14 protein-coding genes and 1 tRNA gene are annotated in these 14,113 nt (G+C 57.9%); 9 read left to right on the top strand and 6 right to left on the bottom strand.

The features are described 5' to 3' along the window. Positions 1-62: 62 nt before the first annotated feature. From QCM77_RS43790 to QCM77_RS43805, 4 genes are all read right to left on the bottom strand, one after another. Entirely contained in the window at positions 63-566 is a 504-nt protein-coding gene (locus tag QCM77_RS43790; RefSeq protein ID WP_280096901.1) for a hypothetical protein, read from the bottom strand. Then, entirely contained in the window at positions 559-1,698 is a 1,140-nt protein-coding gene (locus QCM77_RS43795) for an SIR2 family protein (RefSeq protein WP_280096902.1), read from the bottom strand. Before QCM77_RS43795 ends, QCM77_RS43790 begins: the two co-directional genes overlap by 8 nt. A 107-nt stretch (positions 1,699-1,805) precedes the next feature. Further along, positions 1,806-2,006 (bottom strand): hypothetical protein, encoded by a 201-nt coding sequence (locus QCM77_RS43800; RefSeq protein ID WP_280096903.1) that lies wholly within the window; start codon positions 2,004-2,006, stop codon positions 1,806-1,808. 213 nt (positions 2,007-2,219) lie between these two features. Continuing rightward, positions 2,220-3,350, bottom strand: coding sequence for a P63C domain-containing protein (locus QCM77_RS43805; RefSeq protein WP_280096904.1), 1,131 nt, complete (start codon positions 3,348-3,350; stop codon positions 2,220-2,222). 168 nt (positions 3,351-3,518) lie between these two features. Between QCM77_RS43805 and QCM77_RS43810 the strand changes: the two genes are divergently transcribed. Beyond that, positions 3,519-3,626 (top strand) — tRNA-Val (locus QCM77_RS43810). 155 nt (positions 3,627-3,781) lie between these two features. Beyond that, positions 3,782-4,684, top strand: a complete 903-nt coding sequence (locus tag QCM77_RS43815) for a transposase (RefSeq protein ID WP_280096905.1) — start codon at positions 3,782-3,784, stop codon at positions 4,682-4,684. A 2-nt stretch (positions 4,685-4,686) separates the two neighbouring features. Here the strand turns inward: QCM77_RS43815 and QCM77_RS43820 are convergent, their stop codons facing one another. Beyond that, positions 4,687-6,444, bottom strand: coding sequence for a DNA methyltransferase (locus tag QCM77_RS43820; protein WP_280096906.1), 1,758 nt, complete (start codon positions 6,442-6,444; stop codon positions 4,687-4,689). A gap of 360 nt (positions 6,445-6,804) precedes the next feature. On the opposite strand from QCM77_RS43820, the gene QCM77_RS43825 reads away from it, so the two are divergent. From QCM77_RS43825 to QCM77_RS43850, 6 genes are all read left to right on the top strand, one after another. After that, positions 6,805-7,152, top strand: a complete 348-nt coding sequence (locus QCM77_RS43825; RefSeq protein WP_280096907.1) for a type II toxin-antitoxin system prevent-host-death family antitoxin — start codon at positions 6,805-6,807, stop codon at positions 7,150-7,152. Continuing rightward, positions 7,149-7,784 (top strand): hypothetical protein, encoded by a 636-nt coding sequence (locus QCM77_RS43830; protein WP_280096908.1) that lies wholly within the window; start codon positions 7,149-7,151, stop codon positions 7,782-7,784. The genes QCM77_RS43825 and QCM77_RS43830 overlap by 4 nt, the downstream gene beginning before the upstream one ends. Before the next feature lie 59 nt (positions 7,785-7,843). After that, positions 7,844-9,232, top strand: coding sequence for a metallophosphoesterase (locus QCM77_RS43835; protein ID WP_280096909.1), 1,389 nt, complete (start codon positions 7,844-7,846; stop codon positions 9,230-9,232). Between the two features lie 713 nt (positions 9,233-9,945). Then, entirely contained in the window at positions 9,946-10,347 is a 402-nt protein-coding gene (locus QCM77_RS43840; protein ID WP_280096910.1) for a hypothetical protein, read from the top strand. A gap of 463 nt (positions 10,348-10,810) precedes the next feature. Then, entirely contained in the window at positions 10,811-10,990 is a 180-nt protein-coding gene (locus tag QCM77_RS43845) for a hypothetical protein (RefSeq protein WP_280096911.1), read from the top strand. A gap of 366 nt (positions 10,991-11,356) precedes the next feature. After that, complete coding sequence (locus tag QCM77_RS43850) at positions 11,357-12,394, top strand: cytochrome-c peroxidase (RefSeq protein ID WP_280096912.1); 1,038 nt, start codon at positions 11,357-11,359, stop codon at positions 12,392-12,394. 19 nt (positions 12,395-12,413) lie between these two features. Here QCM77_RS43850 and QCM77_RS43855 read toward each other — a convergent pair whose 3' ends face one another. After that, complete coding sequence (locus tag QCM77_RS43855) at positions 12,414-12,575, bottom strand: hypothetical protein (protein ID WP_280096913.1); 162 nt, start codon at positions 12,573-12,575, stop codon at positions 12,414-12,416. Between the two features lie 239 nt (positions 12,576-12,814). Here QCM77_RS43855 and QCM77_RS43860 point away from each other — a divergent pair, with 239 nt between their 5' ends. Continuing rightward, positions 12,815-13,876, top strand: coding sequence for a hypothetical protein (locus tag QCM77_RS43860; protein ID WP_280096914.1), 1,062 nt, complete (start codon positions 12,815-12,817; stop codon positions 13,874-13,876). Positions 13,877-14,113 lie beyond the last annotated feature (237 nt).

The following is a 14,113-nucleotide window of genomic DNA, read 5'->3' on the forward strand; positions in this document are numbered from 1 at the left end:
AGCGCGTTGCAAAGTACGGGTCGTCAGGCGGTGAAAAGCCGAAGGCAGTCCTGTGCGCCTCGTCAGAGGAGATGTGCGGCCGCATCAATCCGACCAAAAACCGCACTCTCACGAATAGGACGGGCTAGCTCCCTCGTGTCGGTGAGGCCCGTACCTGCGCGCTCCATGGCGTTGATGCCGAAGAACAGGTCGCAGAGCGCCCGGTTACGCAACTCGCTGAATTGCGGCACCGGCTCAAATGCGCCGCCGGGACCAAGCTTCAGGCGATTCATGGCCGACGGCAGACGGGCGCCTGGATTCGCAAAGCGGATCGATTGGTTGGGAATAACGTCGATCTTGGACGTTAAGGCGATCGAGAAGTCGCGGTGGACGATCACGTTTACCAGCAATTCCACCAAGGCGCGGTCCGGATAGGAATTGCGCGTCTCGTGCTGACGGCGCGCCTTCACCTTGATCGGCGGATTAATGGCTTCCTCTTCGAACCAGTCGAGCACGGCCTTGTGTTGGCTGATGAGGTTGCCGTTAAAGACGCGGCGCTTCTTACCTGCTTCGGTGGCTTCAATCACGCTGTGCGGGAAGAAGCGGCCCTGTATCGCGGCCGAACAGTAGGATGCACGCGGCGCTTGGCTTTTCGGCGCGGTCGACTTGGACCAGGAGACCCAACTCGTGCATGAGCGCCTTGAGCTGCGAGGCTTCGACCGGCCCGCGTTTGAGCTTAGCGCAATACTTGCGGAGGGTGGTGAGCGCAAGGTCCGTATCAACGTCCGCCCATGTGGCGCCCATGACCGGCTCATTGTCAAACTGACGCGCCGTGGTCGCAACGTCCTGCGTCGTGAATCGTTGGACGCTGGTGAGCTCGCGGTCGAGGTCGACGAACAGTTCGTCGAAGCCGTCAATCTCAACATAGCGGAAATTTGATCCTAACCGCTGGGCCAGTGCCTCAACATTTGGGTGGGGCGCTTCGCCGGGACGATGGCACCAGTAGATCCCTTGGCGAAACTTGAGGCCCGTCGCGTCGCCGAGCAAGGATTGCATGACCGACGCTTCGGCCCCGCGATACCCGACCACAACAAGCGGGGTTGCTTCCAATAGCGGGACAAGCTTTTGAACAAGCTCTGCGTCGAGCGTTTGCGTCTCGCTGATGAGGTTGCGATCAGTGTACTGCTCCGCTTTGCCGTGTAGCCAGACGATTTGCGCCCGCGCGAAGGGAGAGTATTCCTCAAAATCCTGAGGTTTCCGGTTGACCTCGCACACATGACGGATATGCGGGTGCTTGTCGTTTAAGGCTTTGGGCAGGCAAACGTCGAAGTTGGTGGTCAGGATCGTTCCCGCCAGACCGCGCAACACAAGCTCAGCGACGGCGCGATAACCGGCACCAAGTTCCTGCCGCAAGGCGACGAGATCGAGAAGGAGGTTGCGGCGATAGCCTTCGGGTTGGAGCTGATGCTGGATCAGCAATGGAAAGTTTTCGGCTAGATGCCCGGCCTCACCGATGAACCATAGTTGGCGATGCAGCCAATCAGTCCACTCCGACACTTTGATCTGCTCGATGAGTGTTTTGCCGCCGAGAACGCGTTCGGCGTAGACCTGCTTGGCGAGACGATTGACGCTTTCACCGGCAAGCGGAATGCCGGACGAAAACGATGTTCCGGCGCCGAATAAAAAGGTCGGCCGTGCATCGTTGTCCGGCTTGAGCAAGGAGCAGAGAAGCGCAACGCTCGCGGAGTGGGGCATCGGCTAAAGGCTGACCGATTGGTACTGGCCTGTTTTAACCCCTAGTGGCCTAAGTTGATTTCAGCAGTGGCCTATTTTGCTTTGTCGCTATCGCCCAGCTTGTCCAAGGCATTCACGATCACGCCTGACTTGCGCAGAGCCCGTTCGCTCTCGGCCAGCGTCCGGTAGCTCCGTTCCATGGCTTCGAGGTGATAGCGGGTGGAGGCGTCCTTGGCCGTTTCCAGCGCCTTCCGGTAACGCTCCGCCCGTTCCAAATACTCTTCAGGGGTCATAGGAGCCTTGCTCGCGAGTTAAGGCCGCATCAGTTGATCAGAGTGAGCAATTTTGCTCAGACCCAGCGACGTGAAGATGCAATTTATGCTGCTACCGGGGTTTTGCATCATCCCCCTCGGGGCTGGAAAGCCGCTGCCCGCGATACATATTAAGCGGGTGGCGTTTTTTCCATGAAGTAAGGCCGCCTCAGTGGGCGGCCTCTTGAGTGGGGATCATGACGCCCGTTCGTTTTTAGGCGGGTCAAGATACAGGGTTAGCTGGACCGGGACTTTTCCGTACCGCTCCGCCATTTTTTCCCGCAACTCTGGCATTGTTTTGCAGGCTGCAGCCATGCCTACCACTGTCCAAATGTGCTCCATGAGCTTCTTAAGCCCGTACTGAGCATTGAGCCACTGATGGTAATTTTGCCCCTTTATCGGCTTCGGCGCATTTTCCTTGAGCCATTTTGCCACGTCTCTATCGAGGTACTCGTAAATTAGTTCCGTGACGAGTTTGCCCCAATATTTGGGCCGCGAGTGAACTGGTCCGGTCCATTTCGTCAGGCGCCCAAATTCGATCCATAGCTGATCCGGGAAGGTCTTTTCCCATTTCCGCATTTCTTCGCTGAGGAAAAGATTTAGCTTCAGTTGCAGGGCTTCGCGTTCGCGAACGTATTGATAGCCCGTGACCTCATCCACAAGTGCGATAATGCCGACCTTGGCACACGCGCGATCAAACGCAATCGCGCGCTTGGTGATCTCGATTTGGCGCGGAGTCAGCTTGAATTCGCTATCTGGATTTAGGTGCTCCTGCAGCGCGTCCGTGTAGGCCGCGCATAGATCAATGAAGCGTTCCACTGGAAGCCCCATGGCGTATCGGAAGTCTCCCTTTCCGCCAGTATCAAATTTGATCAATGCCGGAATGGTCCCGTCGTCTGCAGGCTTCAAATCCTCCGGTAAAAAATCGCGGAGCGCGCGAACCTTGAGATATTCGGCCAGTTGCCCGCCCTCGGTGCCGATCAAGCCGACGACAATACCTTTCAGGCTGAAAACTCGCGCGCCATTGTCGAGAACGTAGGACGGCAGCAGTGCGTCTCCGATTGCCAAATCGCCGAAATGAGTTGCCCTAGGTGTTCCAGAAACTTCCGGTTCTGCAGGCTTCAAATCCTCCGGCACTATCGGAACGAAGTCGCTGGCGCTTAATCCAACCCCATGGCGAGAGGCCAAGTCCATCAGGATTGGCTGCCACTTGGCAGGGATGGTGCCGACCTTTTGCCAGTACGCAATCGTGCTCTGCCCCTTCCCCAGCAACTTGGCCAGTGCTGCAGGGCCGCCGAATTTCTCAACCACCTGTATCGCCGTCATAAAGTTGGCTCCTTCAAATCGATGAAGTAGTATTTCAAATTTACTGGTTGACCGCAACAGGATTTTTGAAGTACGTTTCTGCCACGTTTGAAGCTCCGGAGTTTTCAAATTGCGGAATTCGCGAAAAAGCCTCCCTAACCTGTTCGGCCAAGGAGGCTTTTTGCGTGCGGAAGCGTGGCAGAGTGGCCTATTGCACCGAGCTTACCCCTCGGCAGACGTTTGGGCGTCCATACCCCTCGTAACGTCTCGTGGGTTCGAAACCCACCGCTTCCACCAATTTAGCGGGACCGACGGCGCTGGAACGCTATCGATCCCTAGTCACCACACCGGGATTGAGCCCCGAAGCGATAACCAAACCAGAATATACGCTCTGGAAGGCGTGTTTTCTAGAGTCGCTGACGGGCCGTCCCTAACGAGGATTGAGCCCTCCGATGAACGTACTGTCCCGCGAAAAGCAGGTTGAAGTCATTGCCGCGCTCTGTGAAGGCGTCGGCGTCCGTACCGCTTCGCGCCTTACCGGCGTCAACCGGGGCACCGTCGCCAGCCTGGCCCTCCGCGTTGGCCTTGGCTGCATGGAGCTGCACGACCGCATCATGGTCGGTGTGCGCACCGAGCGCCTTGAGCTTGACGAGATGTGGAGCTTCGTCGGCAAGAAGCAAAAGAACGTCCAGCGCCACGAGATCAACGCCAAGGGCGATCAGTACGTTTTCATCGGCATGGCCGGAACGCAGAAGGCAATCATCAGCTGGGGCGTCGGCAAGCGGAATGCCGAAAGCGCCATGGATTTCCTGCACGATCTCCGCAGCCGAGTTATCGGCCAGCCGGAAATCTCAACGGACGGCTTCAAGCCCTACCTCAGCGCTGTCCGCGACGCCTTCGGCCCGAACGCCTCGCATGGTGTGATCGTAAAGACCTACTCGGTAACGCATCTGGTAAAGGAAGCGCAGGGCCGCTACTCGCCCGCCGCCGTAGTAGCTGTAAGCCGTGACGTAGTATCTGGCGATCCCGAGCAGTACGTTTCGACCTCCTACGTCGAGCGTCAGAACCTTTCGCTGCGCATGGCGTCGCGTCGGTTCACCCGGCTGACCAACGGCTTTAGCAAGAAACTGGACAACCACGTCGCAGCCGTCGCGCTGTACGTCGCGCACTACAATCTGTGCCGTACCCATGAAGCCCTGCGCACGACGCCAGCGAGGGCGCTGGGGCTGGCTGACAAGGCTTGGACCATTGCACAGCTTGTGGACGCTGCGCTTGCCGTTGCCCCTGCGCTCCCCACCGAGACCCCGCCAGATCGGCGGCGGAAGTTCACGGTAATTGAAGGCGGCCGCAAATAATTCTATTTGGTTTTCTTACGATGGCTTGCGCGGGTAACTTCGATATCAACAATGCGGATGGGCCTGTTGCCCCTCCGCTTTTCTCCGGGCTTCTCGCCTTTGATCGGCAAAAGCATCTCCGTCTGACCTTCAATTTTCTTTTTGCCGCGCTTAGGTCGGTCGAAGGCTGGCGTGCTTGGTACTGCTTCCGGCAGGTCAATCATGCCGGGCAAATCAACGGGGTGTCGCTTAAAAATATCATCAACGGTGATGATTTGAAGTTTCATCACCTTCCGAGAAGCCGGTCCGACCTCACCCTCCGAATCCGCTTCACGCCTCATAGCTGCGCCTGGCTCCTTCAAACAGACCAGAATTCCGACTTCAGCCTTTTCGCGCTTAACAACCGATTTGAGTTTGTGCACGTCATCGACGCCCACATTCAGCCCACCTTTCACAGAAACAACGGCGCGGTTCGGCTGCTCTATGCCTACTCGGTGATACCGAATGATCCCATCAATACCACCATCAGCGCCCGCGCGATCTTTAGGGAGACCACCAAGCATGAATACAGCCCATTTCTGAAATTCGAGCCAGTCCCGCGCTGCCAAAGCGCGTGCGTCATCAGGGTCTTTCGGTTGACCAAAAAGCTGGTACGTCTTTTTGATCTTTTCTCCGAATGCTTTTACTAGCCTTCCCTCGATAACGTGGATAGCCAAATAGGTTACGTCGATACCGATCCAGTTGCGGCCTACTTCTTGGGCGGCTTCGATTGCAGTCCCACATCCACAAAATGGATCTAGAACCACGTCACCTTCATTCGAAGACGCTAAAATGATACGCTTCAACAGCTCGAGCGGCTTCTGTGTCGGATACTTAAGACGCTCTGGACTCGTACCGCCGATTACTGTGATGTCAGTCCAGATATCCTGCACCGGAACACCAAGGCGTTCGTCCAAATAATTCTTGAGCCTTAAACGTCCACCTTCACGCGCTGGATAATGCAACCGGTTGGTGTCGTCCAACTCCCGCAGGCGCTCTTGAGTATATTTCCATCCATTGGGCGGGGGTTCATAAGTGACGCCGTTTTTTGCGCGGAAGGCATATGTCAGATTTGGTCGCGGGTTTGGACTAGCTAGGTTTTGCTCTGCCCATCGCCGTCCGTCCGGATCGCTGAATCTGAATCGTTCCTCAATGTACTCTTCGCTGTACGGCTCATATTGTTTGTTGAAAGGAAATTGATCAGAGCGGCCGTAAAATAATATTGTGTCATGCACGCGCCCGTAGGTGGCAGAGTCGTTGTGTGCGCCGTAGCGCTTCCACACAATCTCATTGATGAACCTCGTTGGCCCGAATATGGCGTCCAATAGCACTTTCAAGTAGTGGCTGGCGGTCGGGTCGCAGTGCAGATAAAGCGTTCCTGTCGTCTTCAAGACGCGCCGCATTTCAATCAGGCGAACCGCCATCATGGCCAAATAAGCCATCATGTCACTCTCAGGGAAAACCCGCTGGAACGAGTCAAGCAATGCACCGGCTTCTAGGTGCCGCTCTGCTGTTTGTTCTAGCGCGCGCTGTGCATCCCGGCCCCATGTCCATGTGTCTTCGAAAGCATGAGACTGAGCTTGGGATGCGCCGCCACGCTTAGTCCCGTACAAAATATTGTAGTTGGCATTGGAATTGAACGGTGGGTCGAGATAGATCAGATCGACACTCGCCGGCTGCATTTTGCGCAGGACTTCCAGATTGTCGCCAAAATGGAGACTATTTTCATACTCACTGGACACAACAGAACCCCCGTTCCTACACGGGAGGCGAGCATGGTCTACAACCTGTGAACACGGGGTATCGGCCCCGTCCCAGTTCGGGACGTGGTTAATTTCGAGTGTCATTTTAGAAGTACCCTTCTGTTGGGGCACCAACCGACACTGGCCTGTTTTGAACAAGCGAGTGGCCTATTTCGGCCAGTACCAACGATTTTGCTCGTCGCCGCCGTTCAAACTGCGCTTTCGCGGGTGGGCTGGGCGATAGCGATGTGTGCGACCGAGGGTCAGTGCGCATGCTTCTCAGCGCGCTTTGCTGTTGCGCCGACCTTGAAAACCCGGATAAAATACGTAAATTACGTAGAATTGATTGGAGGGCTTACGATGCGAACCTTTTCCTCCCAAGATTTGCAACAGCAATCAGGGGAAATCCAACGAGCGGCCGTTTCCGGGCCCGTGGTGATCATGAACCACGGCAAGCCGAGATCCGTTGTGATGTCCGTCGATGAGTTTCGGCGTCTCAAGAAAAAAGCGGGCGAGGGAGTGCCCCAAGAACTCGACAGGCCACGCCCCACCGTAAGACGTGTTCCGATGCGTGACCCGCTCGGCTATTCGACTTCGGATCTCCGAAGTCTCGCTGTTACAATGGCTGACGCGGCCATTAGTGGGCGAAACAGAGACGCGGTCCGGGCAGAGATCGAAGCCGTCGAACGGAGATTAGGATTGCAATGATCGACGATCAGGAACCGGCTGCCGAGGACGAGCGCCGCTCGCGCATCTTGATTCCCGACACGAGCCCGCTTTCGCTTTTAGCGATGGTTGGGAGTGATGCGCTTGACTGGCTGTTCGTGCCGAATGCCGATGTCTGGATCCCAGACATGGTCAAAGCGGAGGCCACGCGTGTCCCGGATCCGGGAGACGATCAGCGGAACGAGCATCGGGCTACCCTGACCAAATGGTTTCAACGCAACGCCAATCGCATTCACATCGTCGAGACCCATGAGGGCTTGGAATACTCAAAGGCGATGCAAGCATGGGAGCTGGCCGGGTCGAAGCCGGAGTTGAAGCCATCCTGGAAGGGGCGCGGAGAGAAAAGCGTGCTCCAAGTGCTTGACGTCGTCGAAACCGTTCTCGAAGACGGCGAGGCGGCCGTCGTGCTGGTTGACGACAACAAAGCGCGGATTGCGATCCAGCTGGAGAACGAATTCGATATCGATTTGATGGGAACGGAGAGCTTCATCACCTGGATGCACGAGAAGTTCAAAGTGCCCAATGCGGAAAATGCCTGGGCGGCGATTAAGATCGCGGCCGGCGGTAACGCGCCTGTGGGCGCTGAAAACGATCCCATCTTTTTGCGAAAATGACCAAGATCAATTGACAAGCTCGCATCTAATTTTCGGTGAGCTGATCGGAAAATACAGGAATGCTTCTGCTCCATATCTCTGACATCCATTTCAAGTACAGCGAGATCGTAGGTCCGGACGATCCAAATCGCGGCCTGCGTAATGATCTGATCCAGGATGTCCGCCACATGCGCGAAAAGATCAGGCGCAACGTGGACGTCATTCTGTTGTCGGGGGACATCGCCTTTGCCGGACACGAAAAGGAATACGAGTTCGCCTATGAATGGTTGGAGCAGGAGCTGTGTCCCGCGGCCGGATGTGCGATCGAGAATGTCTTTGTCATACCCGGCAATCACGACGTCGACGTCAAGGCCGAGACCGGGCCCGCCTCGATGCACGCCAGAGCCAGCTTGCGCGCAACGCCTGCAGACAAAGTCGACGATGAGTTGAGAAAGTGGCTGCGCGATCCAGGTTCTGCGAACATCATCTTCAAACCAATCGAGAACTACAATCGCTTTGCCGCGAAGTTTCTGTGTTCGATCGGCCCATACACGATGAACAAGGACGGTTCGATCGCGAAAGACTCAGCCCGTCCGTTCACCGCCCGGGATCTCGGACTGAACGATGGGTCCGTCCTTCGCCTGTGGGGCTTTAACTCGGTCATCGTATCCGACCTTTCCGACAAAAAGGACGAGATGCTGGTCGATCCGGCCGCCGCGCAGATTGAGCGTCAGGACGGCGTCGCTCATCTGGTGATGTGCCACCATCCGTTCAACTGGATTCGCAACAGCCAACCCTTCGAGGATAGGATCAATTCTGTCGCGAAAATTCATCTTTTTGGCCATGAGCACACTCTTCGCGTGGAAGAAGGCAAGCATTACGTCCGAATACGGGCCGGGGCTTTGCAGCCCGCCCGAGACGAGAGATCATGGAAGCCGGGTTACAACTGGATCGACGTGTCCGTGCTAGAGGAGGCCGAAGAGAAGCGTTCGCTCGTGGTCAAGATCTGGGTGCGAACGCATGAGACCGACCATTTTCTCGCCGTCACGGATCGTGACAACAACGAAATCTGGGACGAGCGGTTCGATTTGCCGAAATGGCAGCGGCCGACCATTGTGACGCAAGCGCCGGCCATAGCAAAGCCGACCGCAGCGGCAGTAGCAGAGCCGGAACTGGCCGCCCTAAAGGTCGAGGAGGTGCCGATGACGACGCCTGTGCCGCCCGTTAACGTGAGAACCGTGACGGTGAAGTTCTTCAAGCTGAGGGAGCACGAGCAACGGCGTCTCATCGCCAAGATGACGTTGGATCGCGATGGTGATCGCGACCTGAAGGACTACCAGCTCGCTACGACTGCCGTCCAACCAGGTCGGTTTGCACTGTCGGAACACGGTTTCTGCCCAGTGATGTTAGATTCGCTACCGGCCGCTTCCACTGCGGCGAGCCCGTTTCCTCCAACAACAGAAGCTTGATCGCGAACGAAGCGGCTCCCCATCCGATACTCCGAAAGAAATTGCTGTGGCCGCACCAATTTGCTCCGTCTGCGACGTCGAGAGGGGGCCGATCTTCTCAGAGCCGGTGACGCTGAAATGGGAGATCCGCTCCTATAGGTGCCCGATCTGCAAGACCGTCTTGCGGCTCGTTGAGCCGAGTGAACAGATTCCACGTCGGCGGAGAAAGCTGCCGGCGCGGGCCATCGACTGACGGGACAATTGCTGCCGAAGGCCGATACCATCGATTGAAGGCAGCGGGCTTGGACTGCAATTGCGAATCTGCAGCCCGATCTGCCGGTCACCTGAGAACCCGAGAACACCCTTGGCATCCCACTGAGATCGCGCCCCACGAATCATGGAGCGGAGCTTGAGATCGTCACGATCTCACGGCGGTACATTGGAACCGCCAGCATGCTGGCGGTTCATTCCCGAAGGCAATCCGGCTCCGCAAGCAGTGCTGGCACTAGGCGCCTCGTGGTCCAATTGGACGAAGCGCCTTCGACCACAGGATGTGCGGCTTGGGTCACCAGCATCTTTCTCGTTGACGAAACGGCGCCTGCACTCGCGCGGCTTCGAAGTGCTGGAGTCCGCCGAGAAAAGCGATACCTCGCTGGACGGTCCGAAGCACGAAGCCGGGTCGCTTGCGAAGGTCGCCCAGAAGGATCTACGCTGTCGGGCTACAGGGGGGGCGGGTGAACTTCCAGGTCACGGTGCTGAAGATATTGGTGAGCTATCCCGGCGGCTTCGCGCCAATGGCGGATCTCAAGCGGGATATGGCAATCCTCGCGACGAGTGGACACGACTGGGCCGAGCGCACCAAGCGCTTGGCGTCGCGGGTGCCTGATCTCGACATCTTTTCGCAAGCGCTGATCGAGCGACTGAACGGCGGCTGGCGGATCACCGACAACGGTCGCGCTGTGCTGGACATGATGGAAGCACGTCCTTGCGATCCGGAGCCGGCGAATACAGAAACGCAACCCGAGGCGTCGACGGAGCCGCCTGCGCTGCGGCTGCCTGTCAGGCGCCTGGGACCGATCCGACGTCGGCAACGCCGACGCGGGGCCGGCGAACGGACGCGGGCGAACGCTTCGTAACTTGCCGGAGTGGTTCGGCCGCAACTCTGATGATTGCGGGTTAGGCGCGCGCGCCGGGTTGCTGGTGCTTGGTTCGGTCGCAGATCAGTGACTGGGTTGATGATCGCCTTGAGCAGCCGGCAGTCCATCAGCCACGTCAACCGGACGGCGACGGTTCGCGCGCCCTGGCGGGCTAAGTAGGATCGCAATGCGGTAGTGCTCGGACGGACGGCTTCCTGCGAATGACGATTTTGGTGGCTTCTCGGCGTCCTCAGTCGCTCAATATCGCTGGCCTTTTCGCTTGCAGTCGACCTCTGGTTGCGCTTGAATGAAGTTTAATTCTGAACCAATTTCTATTGGACCATGTGTTTTCATTTGCCGGGCGCGGAAGCAGAGCGGCTTGCGCATCTATGCAAGACGCTGCGACGGCGGTATGTCGCCGAGCTTGTCCGGCTGATCTGGCTGCGACTTTCATGCGCAAAACATGTCCCGACAGATCGAGTTTGAGCTGCTCGCCGCGGTCTACGAGCTCAGGCGAGAGCTCGATCGTGTCATGGAGGTCGGAAAGCGCACGGGCGCGCCGCTCCGCGCATTGTGGTTGATCGAGCAAGCCCAAGCGGACTTGCAGGCCTACATCGATGAGAGGAGGCCAAAGCTTAACTAGACGCAGCACCTCGGCAGCCCATGCGAGGAGCTTTGCTCACGGGTTTGCCCCAACGCGAATACAGTGGCAGCGTTGTGCATATCGCCGGGGCGGTGGCGACCCCCATCAGGACGCGGCCAATTCTTTCACTGCCCGAGACCACCCATTTGGCCGTATTGGCCGGCTCCATGCAGCGCTACCAGCTACCCCGACCCGACCGCGTGCTGGATGCGCCGTTACGTAATGGCACGTCGGGCGACTGGAGCCGAGCATCATCAACTTGCTCTTCGGTACACTGTCGGCATTCGTTCGGATCTGCTGTCATCCATTAAAGCTTCGTTGACTAACACTTCATATACAGATCCGGTATTTCCATCCGAGGAGCCGATGAAGGTCTGGGTCAGCCTGGCTTTACTTGCGGCGCTTTTCCCGCTGGGCCAGCGTTTTGCCTTGAGGTCCGCCGAGAAACCAGGCGAGGCTACGGAGATCCGTGCCAGCTACCGTCGGCCCGCGACCATTCCTTTTCCGGATGACAATCCCTACTCCGCGGCGAAAGCCGGCCTTGGGCAGATGTTGTTCTTCGACCCACTGCTCTCGCGGTCCCGTAGCGTTTCCTGTGCGACTTGCCACAACCCGTCGCTTTCGTGGGGTGATGGCCATGCGCGTGCAATCGGGGAGGACCCGAAAGGCCTGCCGTTGCGTTCGCCCAGTCTGATCGATGTAGCGTTCAGTGAACCGTTAGGCTGGGATGGAAAGTTCAGGGATATCGAAGCAGTGACCTTTGGTCCGATCACCGGCCGGGCGAACATGAACCTGACGGAAGCGGAGCTGATTGACCGTCTCTCCGCCGCACCGGCCTATGGTGACGCATTCGCAAGCGCATTCGGAGACAGTGCGATTACGCGCCCAAGGATCGAAGCCGCCTTGGCGACTTTTGAACGCACCATCGTCGCTGGCGAATCGCCATTCGATCGCTGGATCATGGGGGATGACACCGCGATCAACGCGCCGGCGAAACGCGGCTTCGAGATTTTCAACGGCAAAGCACGGTGCTCAAGCTGCCACAGCGGGCCGTCTTTTACAGATGGATCGTTCCAGGATATCGGCACCGCAAGCGATGATAATATCGGGCGCGGACGACTGTTTCCGACATCGCAAAAGCTGCGATACGCGTTCAAGACGCCGACCTTGCGCGATGTCGCGCGCCGCGCGCCGTATATGCATGACGGATCGGTGGCAACGCTCGAAGAGGTGATCGAACTCTATGACAAGGGGGGGATTGATCGTCCGAGCCGATCGCCTTCGATTCGGCCACTATTTCTTACGGTGGACGAAAAGACCGATCTGATCGCCTTTCTTCAAACGCTTACAGCCTTGTCCCCGACCGCGCCTTTCCCTGAGGTGCCCCGACCACAAGCTCCCTGATCGGGTCGGCCGAGAAGGCTCAATGGAGGTGTGGCAATGTCGACCCCAACAGGCCAAAGCCGAAAATAAAAAGGGCGCCTGTCCAAGCCTCCAGGGTTTCGGTGCGCACTGCGTAGCGCTTTGCGCCGCGGGCCAGCACCGAGCCCACCGCCATACCTGCCGCACTTAACGCTCCGAACATGGACTGCTCCAACCATCCGCTTGCCTATCCTTCACTAATCCCGTCGGATTGAAGGGCCGTCCTCGAATTCCGTAAAGTTTGAAAGGATTTGCGGGTGGCCTGGCCATCTAATTCAGCCCCGGCGCAGCCCATTAACCACTGAACAACCAGCGGATGCGACGGACGCCACAAACCTTAAAATTTATGCTAAGGTGAATAAATCGTTAAGGCTGTGCTTTTAGGACGGGCGGTTTTTTGAAATGTTCAGGTCTCTGGGACGAGATGCCGTTTCGGCATCCCGAGCAATCTACCTGTTTGCCACGTCCATCGCCGGATTCTGCTTCTGGATCCTGGGGGCCCAAGAGGCAGCCGCCCACGTCAAATGGTTCTGTGCCTATGACGCTGCGGGCCAGCCGCGGGGCCTTGAGAACGTTCTATGCCAGGATTTTGAGCTGCTCCTGGGCGTTGCCTTGCTTTGGTTCTTTTCCGGCTGTGTGGTCGAGCGGACGTCTCTGGGCGAGCTGATCGCCCGCTCACTTAACCGCTTCACGGAGACGCTGGAGCTGCACACCGAGCTGATGATGCGCGCGGTCTGCGGGTTTTTCTTCATCTCGCTCTGGGCGGTTGGAGGTATCATCCTGACCCCCGAATTGAAAACGACGTCCGCGCTGGTCGGGCCTTTGCAGCTCGCTATCGCCGCCGGCCTGCTGTCGCGGCGCACGATGCCGCTATCCGCAGCCGGGATCACGGTGTTATTCGCGCTCGCGGTAGGGGACTACGGCACCTTCCATCTGGCCGATTATCCGATCTTTCTGGGGTTTGCGGCCTACCTTGCTCTCACCGGGCTGCAAAAGGACCTGTTCGGGGTTTCGCCGCTCGACGTGGTGCGGTATGCGACCGCCGTCACGTTGATGTGGGCGTCGATCGAGAAGTGGGCCTATCCGGAATGGAGCTTTCCGCTCCTGATCGAGCACCCCGGCATCACGCTTGGATTCAATAACGAGTTCTACATGCGGGCCGCGGGCATGGTCGAGTTCACCCTCGCTTTCGCCTTGGCCTGGACGCCGCTGGTCCGGCGCATTGCGGCGGCCATGTTGCTCGGCATGTTTATCAGCGCGTGCTTCGAATTCGGCAAGCTCGATGTCATCGGGCATTCGGCGATCATCGTCGTCCTGGTCGCGATCGTTTCCGATACCCGGCAGGCCGAGTCAGACCATCGCGCGCCTTGGCTGGCCCCGGCAGGACTATGCGCGGCGCTGACGCTCACCCTGTTTGCCTATTATGTTGGCCACGCCGCGATCTTCAACACGACGATTCTCTAACTAGACCCTATGTTTGCCCTCTGAGGTGACGGGCGGCCCGCCCCGCGGCAAGCTCCTATCGAGGGTTGCGCCGGATGGTCCGGCGCCGAGCCTCAAGCATGGGGAGCGGGCCTGATGAACGATAGCATTTTCGTGGGGCTGGATGTGCACAAGGCGACGATTTCGGTTGCAGTGGCCGAAGCGATGCGCGGCGGGGAAGTTCGTAACTTGGGGATCATCCCTAATCGCGCCGATCAA

The organism is Bradyrhizobium nivariense (genome assembly GCF_029846695.2).
GTDB lineage: Bacteria > Pseudomonadota > Alphaproteobacteria > Rhizobiales > Xanthobacteraceae > Bradyrhizobium.

Excerpts from the sequence above, each read along its gene's own strand:
- QCM77_RS43855 (WP_280096913.1), bottom strand. The coding sequence starts at position 12,575 with ATGTTCGGAGCGTTAAGTGCGGCAGGTATGGCGGTGGGCTCGGTGCTG.
- QCM77_RS43825 (WP_280096907.1), top strand. The coding sequence starts at position 6,805 with ATGCGAACCTTTTCCTCCCAAGATTTGCAACAGCAATCAGGGGAAATC.
- QCM77_RS43860 (WP_280096914.1), top strand. The coding sequence starts at position 12,815 with ATGTTCAGGTCTCTGGGACGAGATGCCGTTTCGGCATCCCGAGCAATC.
- QCM77_RS43830 (WP_280096908.1), top strand. The coding sequence starts at position 7,149 with ATGATCGACGATCAGGAACCGGCTGCCGAGGACGAGCGCCGCTCGCGC.
- QCM77_RS43800 (WP_280096903.1), bottom strand. The coding sequence starts at position 2,006 with ATGACCCCTGAAGAGTATTTGGAACGGGCGGAGCGTTACCGGAAGGCG.
- QCM77_RS43850 (WP_280096912.1), top strand. The coding sequence starts at position 11,357 with ATGAAGGTCTGGGTCAGCCTGGCTTTACTTGCGGCGCTTTTCCCGCTG.
- QCM77_RS43815 (WP_280096905.1), top strand. The coding sequence starts at position 3,782 with ATGAACGTACTGTCCCGCGAAAAGCAGGTTGAAGTCATTGCCGCGCTC.
- QCM77_RS43845 (WP_280096911.1), top strand. The coding sequence starts at position 10,811 with ATGTCCCGACAGATCGAGTTTGAGCTGCTCGCCGCGGTCTACGAGCTC.
- QCM77_RS43835 (WP_280096909.1), top strand. The coding sequence starts at position 7,844 with ATGCTTCTGCTCCATATCTCTGACATCCATTTCAAGTACAGCGAGATC.
- QCM77_RS43805 (WP_280096904.1), bottom strand. The coding sequence starts at position 3,350 with ATGACGGCGATACAGGTGGTTGAGAAATTCGGCGGCCCTGCAGCACTG.